Origin of the sequence: Reichenbachiella sp., from assembly GCF_033344935.1 — a bacterium.
Classification (GTDB): Bacteria; Bacteroidota; Bacteroidia; order Cytophagales; family Cyclobacteriaceae; genus Reichenbachiella.
Genome location: NZ_JAWPMM010000001.1, coordinates 2,841,919 through 2,858,491, shown reverse-complemented (window position 1 = coordinate 2,858,491; position 16,573 = coordinate 2,841,919). Strand labels below are relative to the sequence as shown.

The window sequence follows — 16,573 nt, the reverse complement described above, 5'->3', positions numbered from 1 at the left end:
TAAGATTTTTAAAACCTTATAGGTTTAAGTTTCCCAATGATCTAATAGTTCTGCTGTATTTTCAACATGAAATTTCACATATTCATTTATACCTCCGAACCATTCCAGAACCTCAGTTCTTGTCAATAGTGTTGGTTTATTTGAGAGAAGAGAATGATAGGAGCTGTGTGGCCAATCGTTCAGATTTTGAGTAAATCCATGCTTGATCAGGTTTTGATGAATGTAATTAATGACGATTGTGAGATGTTGGTCTGTTTCTATTTTAAAACGTTTGGTATAATCAATCCAAAGAGCCCCTTTTCGGTCATATTTTTTGTTGTAGGCCTTGGTATAAGCATTCAATAGATTGCTTATTTGTTGCATGATCAGTTTGTGAAAATCGCCCTTAAACTTTTGATGCTTTTGGAGCAGTTCCTCACTATGCGTTCTGATAAGGATGTGAATGTGATTGGGCATTAGGCAGTAGCAAACCGTGTCACAAACTGAAGTAATATAGTAGGCGTACTTACTGAGAAAGTAGTGATAATTCTCGTCTGTTCGGAAGAGATTCTCATCACCTACAGCGTGATTGACAAGGTGATAGAAGGTGTCCGGTTGGAATTTTTCTAGGCCTTTCATTTGTTGATTTACAAACCTATAAGGTTTCAAAAACCTTATAGGTTTAATAATGACTAATATAAGAAATCTATGAGCTTCTTTTCCTCTTTATCAACCAAACAAAAAACAGTATGATCACCACCAACCAGCATACCGTCGTCACTCCACTTTTCAATTGAGTAAACAGATTGGCCGTTTGAATGACACTTGCTGATATTTGGGATGTATTGGTAATCATTAGGGCAATGGAAACATTCTCTGCATAGTCCAATGCCATAGCCAGGAAGGGCAACAAGTAGAGATGAGAGAAGAGAGGATGAGGTTTCATTTTTATCAAACCAGACAATCGAATAATCAAAGTACTCAGTAGCAGTGCCAGCAAGAAAGGGTAGAGGACATCCAGTAGAAATAGCTGAGGAAATAGATAGAGATCAATGGTCTCTTGATTAAGGTTTTGAAGCATCACTGTAGCTTCTTCTACTGAATAACCAGTGGCTCTCAAATCGAAGGCTTCGGTACCAAATTGGGCATTGATGCTGGGAAAAGTGAATAGCATCATTACGAGCAGTACGAGATGAGCCACAACGAATAAGACAAGGATTGCTCGTTTGGTAGTTAGTCGCTCAAGAATGGAGTAGAGTTTTGTAAGGGGCATGAATTTTATTGAGAGATTAAAGGACAGTCAGCTAATATGCGTACGATGGACTTTTTCAAAGTAATATAAATGTATCGGATCACACCAGTCTTTGCAAATAACTGAGTAAGCTTCTGGGTGATTGTATCTCTGTGCTATAGCTTTTTACCTTACTAGCGTAATCAGCTGCTGATGGTAAGCATCGATTCTTGCATGCGCATTGCCATCAACTAAAAGTATGACAATCATCATGACGATTGTAGTAATTCCAATCGCTCGCCAATTGGGTGTGTTGACGAAAACAATCAATAAGGCGGCTATGACGATAATTACAGGAACAACTTTAAAAAACACTTTGTATTGTTTTAATGTACTTTCTACACGAGCTATTTCCGAGTCTGCAAAAGCAGTGGCATCCTGATGGTATGCTTTTTCAAATTGGTTGATTCTTGACTTGTTGGTGAAAAACAGTCCAACACCAATAGTCATCAGTAAACTGCCTGCTACCAGCATGGGGATGACGTATGCCTTGGCCAATTCGGTTTTGCCGAGTTGCCAAAACCCTGCACTTGCGGCTAAAAACAAAATAGCGAATAGGATAAAGAATCGTGTGGAGAATACCTCCGCTTTGGCCCACTCTTGGGCAACTTTTAAAAGTTCCATTGATTATTGTTTTTCATTTCTGTCTTGTTTCAATTTATGTGAAACAAAGATCAAGAGAAAGTAGACTATTGACTTTACTCAAAAGTCGTTTATACTTTGTTTGAAAGTTGGGTGTTGTTGTTTTTTGTAAACAGTTATTTTTTATAGCTTTCTTGGACTGCCGAATTTTCAATCAGTGATTTATAGTACTCCATTAGAGGAATTACGTTATTGTATACTATTTCAAAATCTTCATAAACTATGTCTCTATAAGTCCCATGTGCTATATCATTTCGAGTATCTACTAATTTTTTATCAATGAAATTTTCTTTGGATTCAAAATGTGAAAGCTCTAAACCAAGAGAGATTAGAATATCCTTCAACACATGGAACTTCAAATTTGATTTGGTATCAATAATGTCCTTATCATGTATTTTGCAAGCCTTTTGATTGCTTTTAATAATATCCTCAATTAGTAGTATGCACTCTTCAATGCCATTTCCTTTATTTAACCGTTTTTGGTAAGACAAAGCTATAAAATTAAGCTTCATTTGATCGAGAGGAATTTTTTTGGTTGAAATGTAGCTGACAAAGATTGAAGAAGACATTTTAACAAAACCTTCCCAATGCGCATAGCTTAGTGCTATTCCTCCTCTGACCAAAGGAATTATAAGTGTTGAACGTTTATTTCTTTCAATGATGAGTTTGTAATCAATGATTTCCTTTTTTCGCCATTGAATTTCGTTATCGAGTTTATCCTGTAATTCATTAATTGTTCTAACTTTCATTGAAATACCTCTTGACCAACAGAAATGGTTTTTGGTAGTCTACCTGCAGCACTGTAGCCTTTCCATGTTATATTATCGTCCGAAATCTTTTGCCAGCACTCAACAATCTTTTCCCTTATTTCCGTTCTGTGTACTTCCCAATGTTCAATATTATTGGCTATTCCAAGAGCGACCATTTCAAATGCTGATACAATAAATCCACCATAGAATACATTAGAAGTTAGATTATAACGTTTGAATGCATCGTCACCAACAGTTTCATCTATTAGTCGGAAAGTCCGTCTAAAGAGATCTTCTGTGGCTGTCCAACTATTATTATGTTTTTGAAAATAGTCAACGAGCATATCATCAAGATAAATTCCTAAATCTTTGACTGAACTTAACGCTGCCGGGTCTACATCCTTTAGAACAAGGAATCTAGATGTCAATTCCTTGTCATATTGCTCATCTAAATTTTTGTCTGATATATTTATTGTGTTCAAAAATGGATCGTATTCAGAAAGATCTTTCAATTTTTCAAAATACTCCTCGTTATTCATTATTAGAAGACAGTTTCTTACTTCTTGAGGTGTCAATGAACTCCCACCAGTATTTAATCGCTGAAATAGTTCGTACTTACTACTAGAATCACTCTCTTTTTGAATTATCACAAAGTTTAATCGGCTCCTCTTAAAATATCTCTGTTGAGCATCTGTAAAAGAGTGTTCATCTTCTGAATCCCATTTCTTCTTTTCTAGAGATGGTAGTAAGGTGGTTTCAGTTAACTCTAATGGATCAATCAATTCGTTATTATTGTTTCTAAGGACTCCAATAAATTCAAGAATTGTAGATAATCTTTGGAGTCCATCAACGACATCCCAAATTCCATCTGCTCTTTGTGCAACGAAAATTGAAGGAATTGGAATGTTAAGCAATATTGATTCAATAAGCTTGGATTTTTGCGCGTCACTCCATCTATAAAATCTCTGAAATTCAGGATGAATGTCTAAGTCTTCATCAGAATACATGCTGATAATTTCGCCAATAGACATGCTTAAGTTTTCTGTATGAATCTCCTTTGATTTTAACTCAATTTCGTCTTGTAGTGCCATACTCTAATTGTTTTCAATATTTGGATAAAGTTACTATACACTTTACACCCCGAATATGGTGGATTTAATCACATATCCCAAATAGTTGCCTTAGCATAATAGATAAAAATTGAAATTATTTTCCCTGAAATGAAACCTTATTTACATTTGAGGTGTATTAGCATGATAGTACACTAATTTACTTCAAGAAAAGTATGGTACATATTGAAAATGTTTCTTTTGGATATCCTTCCAAACCTCAGCTCTTTGAGGACTTGAGTGTGTCTCTGCCTTTGGGAAATATCTATGGGCTCCTGGGCAAGAACGGGGCAGGGAAGTCCAGTTTGCTCAAACTCATTGCTGGCTTATTGTTTCCTAAAGCTGGAAGTTTGCATGTCGGTGGATGTCTACCAAAAGATCGGAGACCCGAGTTTCTCAGCGAAATCTATTTGGTGACTGAGGAGTTTGAAGTGCCAGCCCTGGGTATGAAACGATTTGTGGATTTGTACAGTCCGTTTTACCCCAGATTCAATCAAGCGTTATTTCAAGCGTATTTGAACGAATTCAGCTTGCCGAATGATGAAAAGCTGACTGCTTTGTCGTACGGACAAAAGAAGAAGTTTCTGCTGTCATTCGGTTTGGCTACCGATTGCCAGCTTTTGATTCTCGATGAGCCTACGAATGGATTGGACATCCCATCCAAAAGTCAGTTTCGCAAGGTAGTGGCCAGTGCCATACACGAGGAACGAAGCTTTATCATTTCTACGCATCAAGCACGAGACATGGAGAATTTGATCGACCCGATCATCATTCTGGATGAAGGCCAGATCGTATTCTTTGAAGACTACGAACAAATATCAAAGAAGCTAACTGTAAGCAAAGTCAAGACCCTTCCACAGAGCGATCAGGTGGTTTACTCCGAGTCCAACTTTAGTGGCTACACGGTGGTGGAAGAAAACAGGAGCAATGTGGAGTCCAATATGAATCTGGAAATCCTATTCAATGCCGTGGTAAACAACACGAAGCGAGTGCAAGAAATATTCAAAAATCAAACGGTAGAAGGATGAGTCAATATTTTAATATCCATCGGTTTTTGAGGCTGCTCAAGCTAGAGTTGTTCAGGAGCTTTAGAGGCATATTCATGACCTTTGAGATCACTTTCGGCATGCTCTTTTTTGTCGGGTTGCTCATGTCCATTATTGTAGAGGACAGCATGGTCTTCTTTGAGCATACGGGTGGCTATGCTTTTACTTTGATTATTGGCGGATTTGTGCTTAGCTCATTGGCTTTCAACGATTTAAGTAACTCACTTAAAAGCTGTAATTACCTCATATTACCTGCTTCTACTTTTGAGAAATTTCTATCCATGTGGTTGTTGACTTCCGTGGGATGGATAGCCTTTTTCAGCTTCACTTACTATTTGTATACCGTATTTGTCGCCAATCCTATCGGAACTATGATCGACAGTAACATGCGATTTGAGGATTTTGATCCACTGAGTCCGTTTGCAGTTTCGGTGATGAAATACTACTTCGTATTGCAAGGTCTGTTTCTACTAGGTGCCGCACACTTCAAAGGCTACGTGTTTCCGAAAACTATTTTCACCGTGATCTTGATGGCTATTGTAGTTGGTATGCTATTCTATCTGATCATGGGTGATTTGATGCAGGATGATCAGGAGTGCTTATCTGACAATAATCCGTATGTGGGCAAGCCGATTTACAAGATTTGGCTATTGGCGCAGTGGGCATTTTGGTGGTTGTTGGCTCCATTTTGCTGGGTGGTGACTTATTTGGGATTGAAAGACAGGGAGGTGTAAGATGGAGTTTAGAGACGACCAAGCCATATATCTCCAAATTGCCGATCATTTCTGTGAAAACATCCTGTTGGAAAAATGGAAGCCGGGAGATCGGATTCCATCGGTCCGAGAAATGGCGGTAAGCATAGAAGTAAATCCCAATACGGTGATGCGAACATTCACCTACCTGCAGGAGAAGGGCATTATCTACAACAAACGAGGTATTGGTTACTTCGTGTCGGAAGACGGTAAAATCAAGACCAGTGCACTGAGAAAGGAAGATTTTGTTACCAGCGAATTACCACGATTGTTTAAAGCCATGGACTTGCTTCATTTATCCTTAGAAGACATTTCGAAGTATTACCAGCAGCATTTGAAAGAAACTCAAAAGAACTAACCAAAAAACTTAAGACGATATAAACCATGCAAACCAGTAAGAAAATATTAATCACGACCGCAGGGATTCTCCTGGCACTATTTATAAGTAGTCTGATGGTGATGCGCAGTGATGTGCAAGCCATCTATGCGAGTCAGGCCGCCGATGTGCAACTGACCGCTGTACCTGTAGAAGCATTTAGCGTGTTGCACTTTGCGGGCCATTGGAAGGTACAGGTCCGGCAGGGTAGAACGTACCAAGTAGAAGTGGCTTTCGATCCTAAGAACCAATACTTGCCTCAATTAGAAAACAGAAACGACACGCTACATTTCTTCATCAAAGGGGATAGTTCCATAGCGGTGAGGGCCAAAGTGATCACGCCGGTATTGCGCGGGGTCAAGGCCGAAAATGCCTATGTCACACTTAAAAACTTTCAATTGGACTCCATGACCATTAAACTAGACGCAAGTCATTTGATTGGAGAAGAAAACAAATTCATTTATACCACTTACGAAACCATCGGAAACTCCAAAATAGAATTTTTGGACGATCCTTTTAAATAACAGATTAACAACAGAAAATATATAACCATGAAAGATAAATTCAAATCATCAAGCTCAAGAGGCAGTTGCTTTTACTTCTTAGGATTCTTTGGCGCTGCTTATTATTTCATTTCTACAGCCGCTGGATTTTGGCTGGGTGTAGGAGGCTTCTTCAAGGCCATCGTTTGGCCGGTATTCTTTGTATATGAAGCCTTTCGCTTTTTAGAAGTCTGATACTATGGAAGTACTAGTATTTAGAACAGATATCAAATCTCGCAAGCGAATGGATCAATTCGCCTGGGTATTCAACCAACATCCTTATATCAAGGAATGGAATGTAGACCTTCAGGATATTGATAAAGTATTGAGGGTGGAAGCTTCTGATCGACTATCTGAAGCGGATGTGATAGACCTGGCTCAGACCTTTGGTTTTAATTGTGAAGCATTAACAGACTAAAAATGAGAACAGTAAAAATAGATCGTTATGGAGGTCCAGATGAGATCTATGTAACCGAGGTGGATAAGCCAACTCCAGCGGATCATGAAGTGCTGGTCAAAGTCAAAGCAGCAGCTGTCAATCCTTTGGATTGGCATGTGATGCGCGGCACACCCTATTTTATGCGCGCTCTGACTGGTATTTTAAAACCTAAGCAGCAATTCCAAACATTGGGAGCGGATGTGGCCGGAGTGGTAGAAGAGTTAGGGGGTGACGTCTCTAATCTAAAAGTAGGAGATGCCGTCTTTGGTGATATTTTCAACTACGGATATGGCGCTTTGGCAGAATACGTCTGTGTGCCAGAAGAAGCTTTGGTATTGAAACCTGAGAACATCAATTTTGAAGAAGCCGCCGGTGTGCCTGTGGCTGCGCTTACGGCCTATCACGGGCTAAACAAATTTGGTAAAATCAAACCGGGATCAGAGGTATTGATCAACGGTGCTTCCGGAGGTGTAGGGACTTTTGCAGTGCAATTGGCCAAATACTACGGTGCGAATGTTACAGGAGTCTGTAGTACCAGAAATATCGATTTAGTAAAAGACTGTGGTGCTGAAGATGTGCTTGACTATACTGAACAAGATATTAGGAGTCAGAATAGAAAATATGATCTGATTTTCGATGCTGTGGGTAACCTCTCCTTATCGGACTACAAAAGCTTATTGACTGAAAATGGAAACTGTGCGGTAGTCGGGTTTGGTGGTATGTCTCATTTGATTGGTGCAGGCTTACTCGGAGGCAAACGAATCAAAATGGTGGACTTTAAAGCCAACCAAAAGGATTTGCAAGTTATGGCGGATTTACTGGAGAGTCATGATATATCTACTGTAATCGATCGAACGTATTCGTTGGATGAGACTGTTGAAGCCATTCGATATTTGGAATCCTCCAGAGCCAGGGGCAAGGTGATTATTCTCCTTTGAGAAAAAGTTAACAGAAGTTAAAAATTGTGAAAACACGGCTTTTGTTTGAAACAAAATATCCAGCTTTTTTCGTATTTGTGACTGATTGAATAATTTCGATCAGTCGCGACTCGCTCGGTTTGTAGCGTTAAGTTTTGATGGTCCGAAAAGTAATTTTCGGATTACGGTTTAACCGATTTTTTGTTGAATTGTTTAACTATTAAAATTTGAAAAAATGAACTTAGTGAAAAGAAGCAATTATGTTCCCACATCATCTTCATTCTTTGATGATTTTTTAACTAAAGATCTTTTTGACTGGTCTGGATGGACTGACCAAGGTGGTTCTGTTCCGAGAGTGAATATTGTAGAAACGAATGAGGATTTCCGAGTAGAGATGGCTGTCCCGGGTATGAAAAAGGAGGACTTTCATCTTGAATTGGACAACGACATGCTAACTATCCAGTCCGAGGCCGGTGTAGATGATGCTCAGATGAATGGCAATTTGAAATTCACCAGAAAGGAGTTTGATTATGGATCCTTCAAGCGGTCCTTCTATCTCCCGAATACGGTAGAAATGGATAGCATTGAAGCCAAATATCAAGACGGAATTTTAAGGCTCCTCATACCGAAAAAAGAGGAAGCCAGAAAAAAACCTATCAAAACAATAGCAATTACTTAATACCTGATTCAATAATTTGCTTGGATTCGTGTAGCTAGAGGCGGACGCCTCTAGCTCTCCGAGCAAAGTGGTTTTCTATCATACATTTCAAAAAGAAAGGAGGATCATGTATCAATCACAATGGTTGAGATTCCTGAGTTCAGGATATGTGTTGATTGCCCTATTACTCACCTTAGTAAGCTGCATCAAGCAAGAATCTGTAGAGAATACTCAGGATCAAAAAATGGAAACAGCGGAAACAAAGATTGATTCCGTTGCTTCGAAACCGGATTCTACATCCGTTGCAAAGTAGTTTAATCAATCACATTATAAAAAGGTCCAATAATGTTCATGTATTTGATGATGGTGTCTGAGATGTCCTTGATAAGGAGTCCACCGGAAGTTTGCGGCTTGTTATATTTTGAATATCTGTGTCAACAAACCCTAACTCAATAATAAAATGAAAACTTCTTTTTTAGATTATTATAAACTCATTCTAGAGAAAGTTAGTTTTGATAGCGGCCTTTTGGCAAAAGAATATCAGAAGGCGGTAAAAGCATTGCAGCCTGATGAAGTTGAAGAGTTTCAGCAATGGCTAGAAAACAGCAACTTACAATTGAAGCTTATGCCAAACAGATCTAATAAAAGGTAATATCACAATCAGGTCTATCAGCTTTAAAGGCATCTACCTTAGCTTGGCTGAGTCTGGTGTTATTGCATATGAGCGTTTGGATTCTTCTCATGCTCGCCAATCGATCAAGTCGCCAAATACGAGTATTGCTAATATCTATGTTTTCCATGTTAACCAGTTTGTCTACTCCTTTTAGGTTTTTAATTCCTGTTCTTGAGCAGTTCAGGTTTTCTAGTGAACTGAGATAGTATAAGTCTTTTAAATCCTCAATAGCTGTGTTGGAAATATTTAATGATTTCAATTGAGCCAGTTGGTCAATACCTGCTAGTGTTTGAAGTGGTCCATTGGTATAGCTAAGTGCTTCTAAACTGCTAATTACATACAATTCACTCAGATGAGTAAGTTTCAATCGATCCATACTCACTGATTTCAAATTGATGAAGGCTTGTAGGGGTGCCAGTGATTGTACGGGTTTGTTGGAGATGTCAATTTCTTGTTTCTCAATCAACTGGTGCAAGTGATAAGCATCTGAAGCAGGAAGGTTGAATACAGTTTGCCAGACCGGAGAAATATTATTCCACCAGGCGAGGAGAGAATCTGATTGGTAGATGATGACCGTGTTAGGATTAGTGTTGAGGTGTTCGATCACTTGTGGTTCTTCCACAAAAGTACCTTCCACATCCACATGCTCAAGGCTATGTAGCTGCTCTAGCGTCTTCATATTTTTTAATTTAGTCTGACTTAGGTTGAGGTGCTTGAGCTTCTTGTTTGATGACAGATCATCGGTTGATTCTATAGGTAAATTAATGCCAATCAGATATTCCAACTCAGGCATTTCTTTAGCGAAGTCTAAAGTGACAAAATCGTTGTGACTGACATCCAAATACTTCAGGCGTTTGAATTTAACCAATGGGGTTTCCATATAGAGTTTCCTGTTAGCCACATTCAAAGAATCAATAATCAAGAGTTTGGCCAGATCTTCTTTAGTTGGCTCACTATGACCGATTAGCTCCGCGAAAACATTTTTCCAATTGGCTGGTAATTCAATCCACCATTTCATTACCTGCTCGCTGTTGGTCACCACTACAATTTGAGGGTGTTGTGTCATAAAGTCGGAGGCGACTTGCTCACTCACACCAGATAGGTCAGCATATATCTTCTTTAATCGAGGATTGTCTCCAACTGGCGCTAGCACTTTTACCGCCGTCTGGTTGATATACAGTTCTTGAAGGGAGGGATGTTTTTCCAAGCCATTAAGGTTGGCGATTTTGGATTCAGATAAATCTAAAAACTCCACTTGAGCCAGACTTTGAAAAACAAATAAGTGGTCGACTTGGGTGCGAGATAAGTTCGCTTTTTTCAACTCTTTACTTGATGCTAATAGCGTAGGGTCATCAAAGTTCGTATTCGAAAGGTCTACGACCTTTAGAACCTTGAGCGTTTTGATTGGACTGAAATCTGCAATAGTTGTTGCAGAGAGGTTAAGTTGTTCTAAATGATTTAATCGACCTATTTCGGTAATGTCTTGTATTGGGGTTTGAGCAAGATTTATTGATTTCAATTTCGGAAAATATTGCACCACAGATAGATCAGTCACTTTGGTGTTAGAAGCGTTAAGCGTCTTCAAATTCCTAGCATAGCGGAGTGGGTTTAAGTCCGCAACTTTTGTATTACTGATATCTAGATATTTCAAGTCTTTCAAAGCTGAAAGTGCTTCCAGGTCTTGTATGAAGACATTGTCAGAAACATCCAGGCTATCAATGGCGGCTATTCTTTCCAGAGCGGCGCCGGAAATAGAATCAAATGCTACTTGCTGATTGAATATCGTAATCCATTCAAAAGGAAGACTTTCCCACCAGAGCTGTAATTCCTTTTCGCGACTGACTTTCGTACTATATACGCTTACTATTTTCAGGTCACTGGCTTGTTCATCCAGGTTGAGTTCAATAAACCTTTTCTGAGACTGGTTCTGTGTTTGTCCATCGTAAGTGATGCCGGTAATCGTGCTTTCGAAGCTGGCTAAGAAGTAATAAGAACCATCTTCAAGATTTACTTTTTCGATAGAAACATCCTGAAAATCAAACTGGATATTTTCAAAAAAGAAATCTACATCACGAAGGTAGGCGGATACATCTTTGTTGGTAATGACCTTTCTATCCAATGCTAAGTCATCTTCGATTTGAACAAACTGATCTTTGAATACCTTTTTATAGCTCTCCGCAATAATTACCTCTTTGTCTCGAGTAGAATTCTTGCTGGAACCTACCGTATTGAGCATATACTTATAGAAGTTGACCAAACTTCGTACTTCGTCATATCTGGCAGAATCCTCAGCCACTTGGCCATTAGACGTGATAAACGCTAAAGAAAGTAAAAAAGAAAAAAGGTATTTCATAGTTAGTCCTTTCGGTAGATGTAATCTTTCATTTGCTGTTTTTGGTCCTCATTCGCTAAGGGAACCAAACTCGAAATTAACCACCCTGAATTGTATCCAGGTCTATTGAAATTGGAGATAGAAAAATAATAACCGTCAATAGCAAAAAAATGAAAGGCGGTGTTTTTGGCAGACACAAAGGTTAAATTTCCTTGATTGAGCTCATATAGGAAGATGCTCAAGTAATCCGGCGTATAGGTATCTGATGTATATTGTTCCGCATGTTTTTGTTTGTCAAGCGCCTTGCGCAAAGTCATAAAATCTAACTCGTGACTCATCGGATGAAGAAATTGTTTGTCAGACCCTGAGGCCTTATCAAACCACTTACTGAATTGACTGAAAGCGACATCCTGAATAATCCACTCATAGCCTTGCCCTTGAGGTTGCAGCTTCATGTAAAGGGTACCAGAGATAGATCTTCCTTTATATTTAAATGTGGCACTTACCTCAGCAAACCAGTCATCGGTATGGAAGTCAAGAAACGCTGGGGACTTTTTGTCAGTTATGATTTTGACAAACTCCTTGGCTGTTGTGCCATCTATCTGACTGGTTTGGGTGTCGAAAAGTACCGGTACATACTTTCTCCTCAATGAGGCATCACGGTATCTTTTGTCCGTAGGGTAATAGCGTTTGCCATTTTCATCTTCCTCACCATTAAACCTTCTAAAGAATTGATTGATTTGTTTGGTAGAGGCACGTAGTTGATCTTCGGTATCCTTCATGTCATCGGTGAGTCCCTGACTCACCGATATATGAAATGATAATATGGTTAAAAGCGCGAATAGGAGGGTTCTCATGCAGAGGTTTCGGTTACTCGGATGTCACCTAGCATCACGTCCCAGAATTCTATAATACGTCCTGCGATTTGCGTTTCTTTTCGTTTCACAAAAATGGTAATATCCTTTTTTGTGGTGTCCTTATATTCCATGGTTCCATCTTTGGATGACCCTTCGAATCTTTGATAAACAGTAATTACCCCAACAAAAGTGCCATCGGGTTGTTGCTCTAAGTCGCTTACATAATGGATGTCATACCACTGGATTTTTACTTTGTCATAGTTCAACGCCATTAATCTTTCGAAGTACTCTCTCACTTTGTAATAGTTGACTTCTTCTCTTTCCAAAGAAGAGACGCCCATTTCGCTATCTTCAGCAAACAACTCCTCAGCCCGGTCCATTACCCGTTGAGCTTCAGAGAATTGTGTCTCCTTGTTTCCAACAATACTAATGTACTTACTGAGATCTTTTACCTTTTCCAAGGCCAAGGAGTCAATGGCTTGTTTCCTTCTAGGATCAATATTTTTTTGTGCAAATGCACTGGTGCTCAGCAACACAGCTAAGAACAGCGCGGTATATTTTATCAATTGCATGTCTTTATATTCTGTTTAAGATTATTTTTTTAGAACTAACTCCTTAATTCGACCCTGTGAGTCATAAACCACTTCTTCCACAGTAGCAGCTTTAGTTTTGGTGTCTTTGAGATAGTTCAAATACTTTGAAATGGTAGTCGGCTCATCGTAGTCAGGATTAGCTCCGTCGTTATAAATAACGATAAGCACTGGAGCGTCTGGATTGCTGAACATACCCAAGGCTTGATCAATGTTGTTGTTGGCTACGCTCGTAGATGAAGCTCCAGAAACGGCGCTAAAATAGTTGTTCAGTTTTTGTTCCTTAGATAGGATTTTCTCAGGCACTCTTTCTTCGACCACTTCCTCTGTCACCTCTTCGAGTTCTTCTACTACTTCATCTTCTACTGGTTCTACCTCTTCAACAGGGGTGACCTGCGCCAAGTTCTTTTTTGTCTTACAGGATGATGTTCCTATCATCAGTGCCACTACAAGTGCCACAGGTATAATATTTAAAGTGTTTTTTGTCATGGTTGAAATAATTTGAATGTGTTTTTAATATTCATTTGTTCAAACGTCAGGCACTATTACAAATAGCGTTCCAGTTCTGATTAACGAGATGAAAATAGTTTTATTTAATGAAATAATTGAATTATGCGAAAGTAAATCCACAGGTGCTAGGCGATGACTGCCTCAAGTTGCTTAGGAATTGAAACAATAAAGGTGGTGCCTTTGCCTATTTCACTTTCCACTTTGATTTTGCCACCCAGTTGTTGGCAAAGGCTTTTGATTATAGACAATCCAAGGCCATTGGAAGGTTCTCCGCCAGTTGGTGTTGCAGATAGCCTGGTAAATGGTTTGAACATTTTTTGTTGGTCTTGCTCACTAATGCCCGGGCCTTCATCGGTGATTTTAATAACCAGCTGTTCATCCTCTTCATTTATGTCAATGAAGATCGTCGTGCCTTTTTCTGAAAATTTGATGGCGTTGGACATCAAATTGTCCATGATTCTTGAAAGCAACCCTTGATCTGTTTGAAGTTCAAGGCTTTGGTAGTCTCCGGCAAGTTCTAATTTCTGCTTTTTTGATGATAATGATTTTTCGAAGTTAGCTTGCCAGCTGTTTACGAATTCACCCAATTGCAACGTTGAAATCTTAAGCTCAGGTTTTTGATTTTTGGCTTGATTGATATCCAGAAGATCACGAATCATCTCATTGCCATGTCGAACTACGGACCGGATTTTGTCAATATAATCCTTCTGATCATCGTTCAGGTTTCCATCCATAGAAACCAATTGTATGAGCCCTTCTATATTATTTAAAGGTGTTCTCAGATCGTGTGCGACTATACTGATAATTCCGTCTTTTTCTCGATTAAGATCTGATAGTTTGGAGAAGGAGTTTGTCAAATGTTCAAAGGCTTCTTCAATGGCAATGTTTTTCACCTTGATCTCTTCGTACGCCTTTTTGAGCTTTTCGGATTGTTCTTCTAACTCTTCTTTCTGTTTGGATATTTCAGAAGTACGTTTTTCAACTTTTCGTTGTAATACTTTTCGTTGAATTTTAGTTCGACGAGTATAGAGTCTGAAGAGAAGGTAAGCACCTATAATTACCACAACAGCAAACAGTAGAATCAGCCAATTGCTGATACTACCGGAATCTGACAACAAACTAGTTGCCTGCAATGCCGCTATTCTTTTCCCAAACATGCTTCCTTCTTTATTATCTGAAAGATAAAGGTTCTACTTATAAACTGCCATTTTAATTTAAAATTTGAAATCCTAGAAAAATGAAAGTAGAATCTGTCGTAGATTAAACCAGGAAAGAATAAAGTTAAGAATGATCGGAGTTTACCTGTTTGCTAAATGATGAATCCATTTTTGAACTAAACTCAAAATAAATTAAGATGAAAAAAATTATCATAATCTGTTTATTGCTCTCGTTGGTCGGCTCTTTTCATTTTATTCATGGACAGTCTGATTCTTCTCAAATAGTTCAAGAAGCATTTCAAAAAATAAATGGTGGCCAAGTGGATGAGGCTATAGAAGATTTGAAAGATGTATTGAACCAAAGACCAGAACATGATGGTGCTTTGGGAATGCTCGGATTGGCCTACAGAAGAAAGGAGGATTACACTACCTCACTGGAGTTTTACAAAAAGGCTTTTGAAGCACAGTCTGAAAATGCTCGCTATCAATTCAATCTGGGAGTAGCCTATGCATTGGCGTCAAATCTAGATCTGGCATTTTCTACACTTGTCGATTTAAAAGAAAAGAACACTTTCAACATCACCAATATAGGCTTGAGTCCGGCCGCAGTAATACTCAAAGAAGATCAAAGGTACAAAACCCTTTTTCCATTAGAAGAAGCTTATGCTAATCCTTTTGAAGAGAAGAATGTCAAGATTATTCATGATTGGAAGGGTGAGAATCAAAACGATCAATTTGGTTGGATTGCAAGAAACATTGGCGATGTTGACCTTGATGGGATTATGGATTTAACTGCTTCAGCTCCTACAAATAGCGAGGCGTCTAATAATGGGGGTAAAATTTATGTCTATTCGGGTAAGACCGGCGAGCAAATCTGGTCTTATAGCTCAAAAGATGCCAATGGTCAATTGGGAATGAGCATAGAAGCTGCAGGTGATGTAAACAAGGATGGTATACCAGATGTGGTAGCAGGAGCTCCTTATGTGAACAAGACGCTGGTTTTTTCGGGAAAAGATGGTTCGCTGATTTATGAATGGCAAGGAGAAGATGAACGAGGCGCCTTTGGGCGTGCTGTAAAAGGTGTTGGTGATGTCAATGGAGATGGGTATGGAGACGTTCTGATCGGGGAGCCTTATCAGATTTGGGGAGGACCTATCAATAGTGATCAAATCGAAGAGGCTGGAAATGCCTATTTGTATTCGGGAAAAGACGGATCTATTCTTCAAAAATGGAGTGGAGATGAAATAGGAGATGGATTTGGAACCGCATTGGCAGGAAAGACTATAGATGAGTCAGCCATATTAATGATAGGCGCGCCTGGTGTGGCTAATGGCGGTAAGGTTTATGTATATGATGGGTCAAAGAATAAAGCTTCATTTACGATTGATCCCGATGAAACAAGCCAGAGACTAGGAGGTATGTTCATGTCGGTAGTAGGCGATGTTGATAATGATGGCATTCAAGATGTATATGCTTCAGATTTTGCCAATGCCGCATTAGGCAATTCCACTGGAAGGGCTTACGTCCATTCAGGTAAGAACGGAAAAGAATTATACGTTTTTACGGGAGAAGGTCCAGGAGAGGGTTTTGGTATTGGCGTAGCTGATGCTGGCGATACCAACAGAGATGGGTATGACGATTTAGTGATTGGGGCTTGGCAGCATGCTAGTGCCGCGCCGTCTGGAGGCAAAGTATACGTGTACTCTGGAAAGGATGGAAGAGAGCTACGGACACTTACGGGCCAAGTGGCAGGAGAAACCTTGGGCTTCGATGCCACAGGTATTGGGGATGTAAATGGCGATGGGAAGGTAGACCTTTTATTAACTTCGGCATGGAGTGCCATTAACGGACCCAGATCTGGGAGAATAATGATCATTGCTGGAAAATGACTGCTTTTGGTTATTGATTTATATCTAAAGTCAGATTCAAAACATTTGTGTCTGACTTTTTTCTT

21 protein-coding genes are annotated in these 16,573 nt (G+C 39.3%); 11 read left to right on the top strand and 10 right to left on the bottom strand.

The features are described from left to right. Nucleotides 1–24: 24 nt before the first annotated feature. From R8N23_RS12450 to R8N23_RS12430, 5 genes are all read right to left on the bottom strand, one after another. Nucleotides 25–618, bottom strand: a complete 594-nt coding sequence (locus tag R8N23_RS12450) for a hypothetical protein (RefSeq protein WP_318171931.1) — start codon at nt 616–618, stop codon at nt 25–27. A 67-nt stretch (nt 619–685) separates the two neighbouring features. Beyond that, nucleotides 686–1,252, bottom strand: a complete 567-nt coding sequence (locus R8N23_RS12445) for a hypothetical protein (protein WP_318171930.1) — start codon at nt 1,250–1,252, stop codon at nt 686–688. Nucleotides 1,253–1,396: 144 nt separating this feature from the next. Then, complete coding sequence (locus R8N23_RS12440) at nt 1,397–1,894, bottom strand: hypothetical protein (RefSeq protein WP_318171929.1); 498 nt, start codon at nt 1,892–1,894, stop codon at nt 1,397–1,399. A 134-nt stretch (nt 1,895–2,028) separates the two neighbouring features. Continuing rightward, nucleotides 2,029–2,661 (bottom strand): MAE_28990/MAE_18760 family HEPN-like nuclease, encoded by a 633-nt coding sequence (locus R8N23_RS12435; protein ID WP_318171928.1) that lies wholly within the window; start codon nt 2,659–2,661, stop codon nt 2,029–2,031. Beyond that, nucleotides 2,658–3,752, bottom strand: coding sequence for a DUF262 domain-containing protein (locus R8N23_RS12430; protein ID WP_318171927.1), 1,095 nt, complete (start codon nt 3,750–3,752; stop codon nt 2,658–2,660). The genes R8N23_RS12435 and R8N23_RS12430 overlap by 4 nt, the downstream gene beginning before the upstream one ends. 194 nt (nt 3,753–3,946) lie before the next feature. Here R8N23_RS12430 and R8N23_RS12425 point away from each other — a divergent pair, with 194 nt between their 5' ends. The 10 genes from R8N23_RS12425 (at nt 3,947) to R8N23_RS12380 (ending at nt 9,152) form a co-directional block, all read left to right on the top strand. After that, entirely contained in the window at nt 3,947–4,798 is an 852-nt protein-coding gene (locus R8N23_RS12425) for an ABC transporter ATP-binding protein (RefSeq protein ID WP_318171926.1), read from the top strand. Further along, the gene (locus R8N23_RS12420) at nt 4,795–5,550 is read left to right on the top strand and encodes a hypothetical protein (RefSeq protein WP_318171925.1); all 756 of its coding nucleotides are present in this window, start codon (nt 4,795–4,797) and stop codon (nt 5,548–5,550) included. Before R8N23_RS12425 ends, R8N23_RS12420 begins: the two co-directional genes overlap by 4 nt. Nucleotide 5,551: 1 nt before the next feature. Next, nucleotides 5,552–5,926, top strand: a complete 375-nt coding sequence (locus R8N23_RS12415; RefSeq protein WP_318171924.1) for a GntR family transcriptional regulator — start codon at nt 5,552–5,554, stop codon at nt 5,924–5,926. A 26-nt stretch (nt 5,927–5,952) separates the two neighbouring features. Next, nucleotides 5,953–6,468, top strand: coding sequence for a hypothetical protein (locus R8N23_RS12410; protein WP_318171923.1), 516 nt, complete (start codon nt 5,953–5,955; stop codon nt 6,466–6,468). Nucleotides 6,469–6,495: 27 nt separating this feature from the next. Then, entirely contained in the window at nt 6,496–6,681 is a 186-nt protein-coding gene (locus R8N23_RS12405) for a hypothetical protein (RefSeq protein ID WP_318171922.1), read from the top strand. Nucleotides 6,682–6,685: 4 nt separating this feature from the next. Next, nucleotides 6,686–6,904 carry a hypothetical protein gene (locus tag R8N23_RS12400; RefSeq protein WP_318171921.1) on the top strand — a complete coding sequence of 73 codons (219 nt, stop codon included), beginning with the start codon at nt 6,686–6,688 and terminating at the stop codon, nt 6,902–6,904. 2 nt (nt 6,905–6,906) lie between these two features. Then, the gene (locus tag R8N23_RS12395) at nt 6,907–7,863 is read left to right on the top strand and encodes an NAD(P)-dependent alcohol dehydrogenase (protein WP_318171920.1); all 957 of its coding nucleotides are present in this window, start codon (nt 6,907–6,909) and stop codon (nt 7,861–7,863) included. 214 nt (nt 7,864–8,077) lie between these two features. After that, nucleotides 8,078–8,521: an Hsp20/alpha crystallin family protein gene (locus R8N23_RS12390; RefSeq protein WP_318171919.1), complete on the top strand. Its 444-nt coding sequence runs from the start codon at nt 8,078–8,080 to the stop codon at nt 8,519–8,521. A 106-nt stretch (nt 8,522–8,627) separates the two neighbouring features. After that, the gene (locus tag R8N23_RS12385; protein WP_318171918.1) at nt 8,628–8,813 is read left to right on the top strand and encodes a hypothetical protein; all 186 of its coding nucleotides are present in this window, start codon (nt 8,628–8,630) and stop codon (nt 8,811–8,813) included. A 147-nt stretch (nt 8,814–8,960) separates the two neighbouring features. Beyond that, entirely contained in the window at nt 8,961–9,152 is a 192-nt protein-coding gene (locus R8N23_RS12380; RefSeq protein WP_318171917.1) for a hypothetical protein, read from the top strand. Here the strand turns inward: R8N23_RS12380 and R8N23_RS12375 are convergent. The 5 genes from R8N23_RS12375 to R8N23_RS12355 all read right to left on the bottom strand — a co-directional run bounded on the left by R8N23_RS12375 (nt 9,139) and on the right by R8N23_RS12355 (nt 14,619). Then, entirely contained in the window at nt 9,139–11,526 is a 2,388-nt protein-coding gene (locus tag R8N23_RS12375; protein WP_318171916.1) for a leucine-rich repeat domain-containing protein, read from the bottom strand. The two genes, R8N23_RS12380 and R8N23_RS12375, sit on opposite strands and share 14 nt — an antisense overlap. 2 nt (nt 11,527–11,528) lie before the next feature. Then, nucleotides 11,529–12,362, bottom strand: a complete 834-nt coding sequence (locus tag R8N23_RS12370; RefSeq protein WP_318171915.1) for a hypothetical protein — start codon at nt 12,360–12,362, stop codon at nt 11,529–11,531. Continuing rightward, the gene (locus R8N23_RS12365) at nt 12,359–12,934 is read right to left on the bottom strand and encodes a hypothetical protein (protein ID WP_318171914.1); all 576 of its coding nucleotides are present in this window, start codon (nt 12,932–12,934) and stop codon (nt 12,359–12,361) included. Before R8N23_RS12365 ends, R8N23_RS12370 begins: the two co-directional genes overlap by 4 nt. Before the next feature lie 21 nt (nt 12,935–12,955). Next, the gene (locus tag R8N23_RS12360; protein WP_318171913.1) at nt 12,956–13,441 is read right to left on the bottom strand and encodes a nucleoid-structuring protein H-NS; all 486 of its coding nucleotides are present in this window, start codon (nt 13,439–13,441) and stop codon (nt 12,956–12,958) included. A gap of 146 nt (nt 13,442–13,587) precedes the next feature. After that, the gene (locus R8N23_RS12355) at nt 13,588–14,619 is read right to left on the bottom strand and encodes a HAMP domain-containing sensor histidine kinase (RefSeq protein ID WP_318171912.1); all 1,032 of its coding nucleotides are present in this window, start codon (nt 14,617–14,619) and stop codon (nt 13,588–13,590) included. Between the two features lie 197 nt (nt 14,620–14,816). Here R8N23_RS12355 and R8N23_RS12350 point away from each other — a divergent pair, with 197 nt between their 5' ends. Then, nucleotides 14,817–16,508, top strand: a complete 1,692-nt coding sequence (locus R8N23_RS12350) for an FG-GAP-like repeat-containing protein (RefSeq protein WP_318171911.1) — start codon at nt 14,817–14,819, stop codon at nt 16,506–16,508. Nucleotides 16,509–16,573 lie beyond the last annotated feature (65 nt).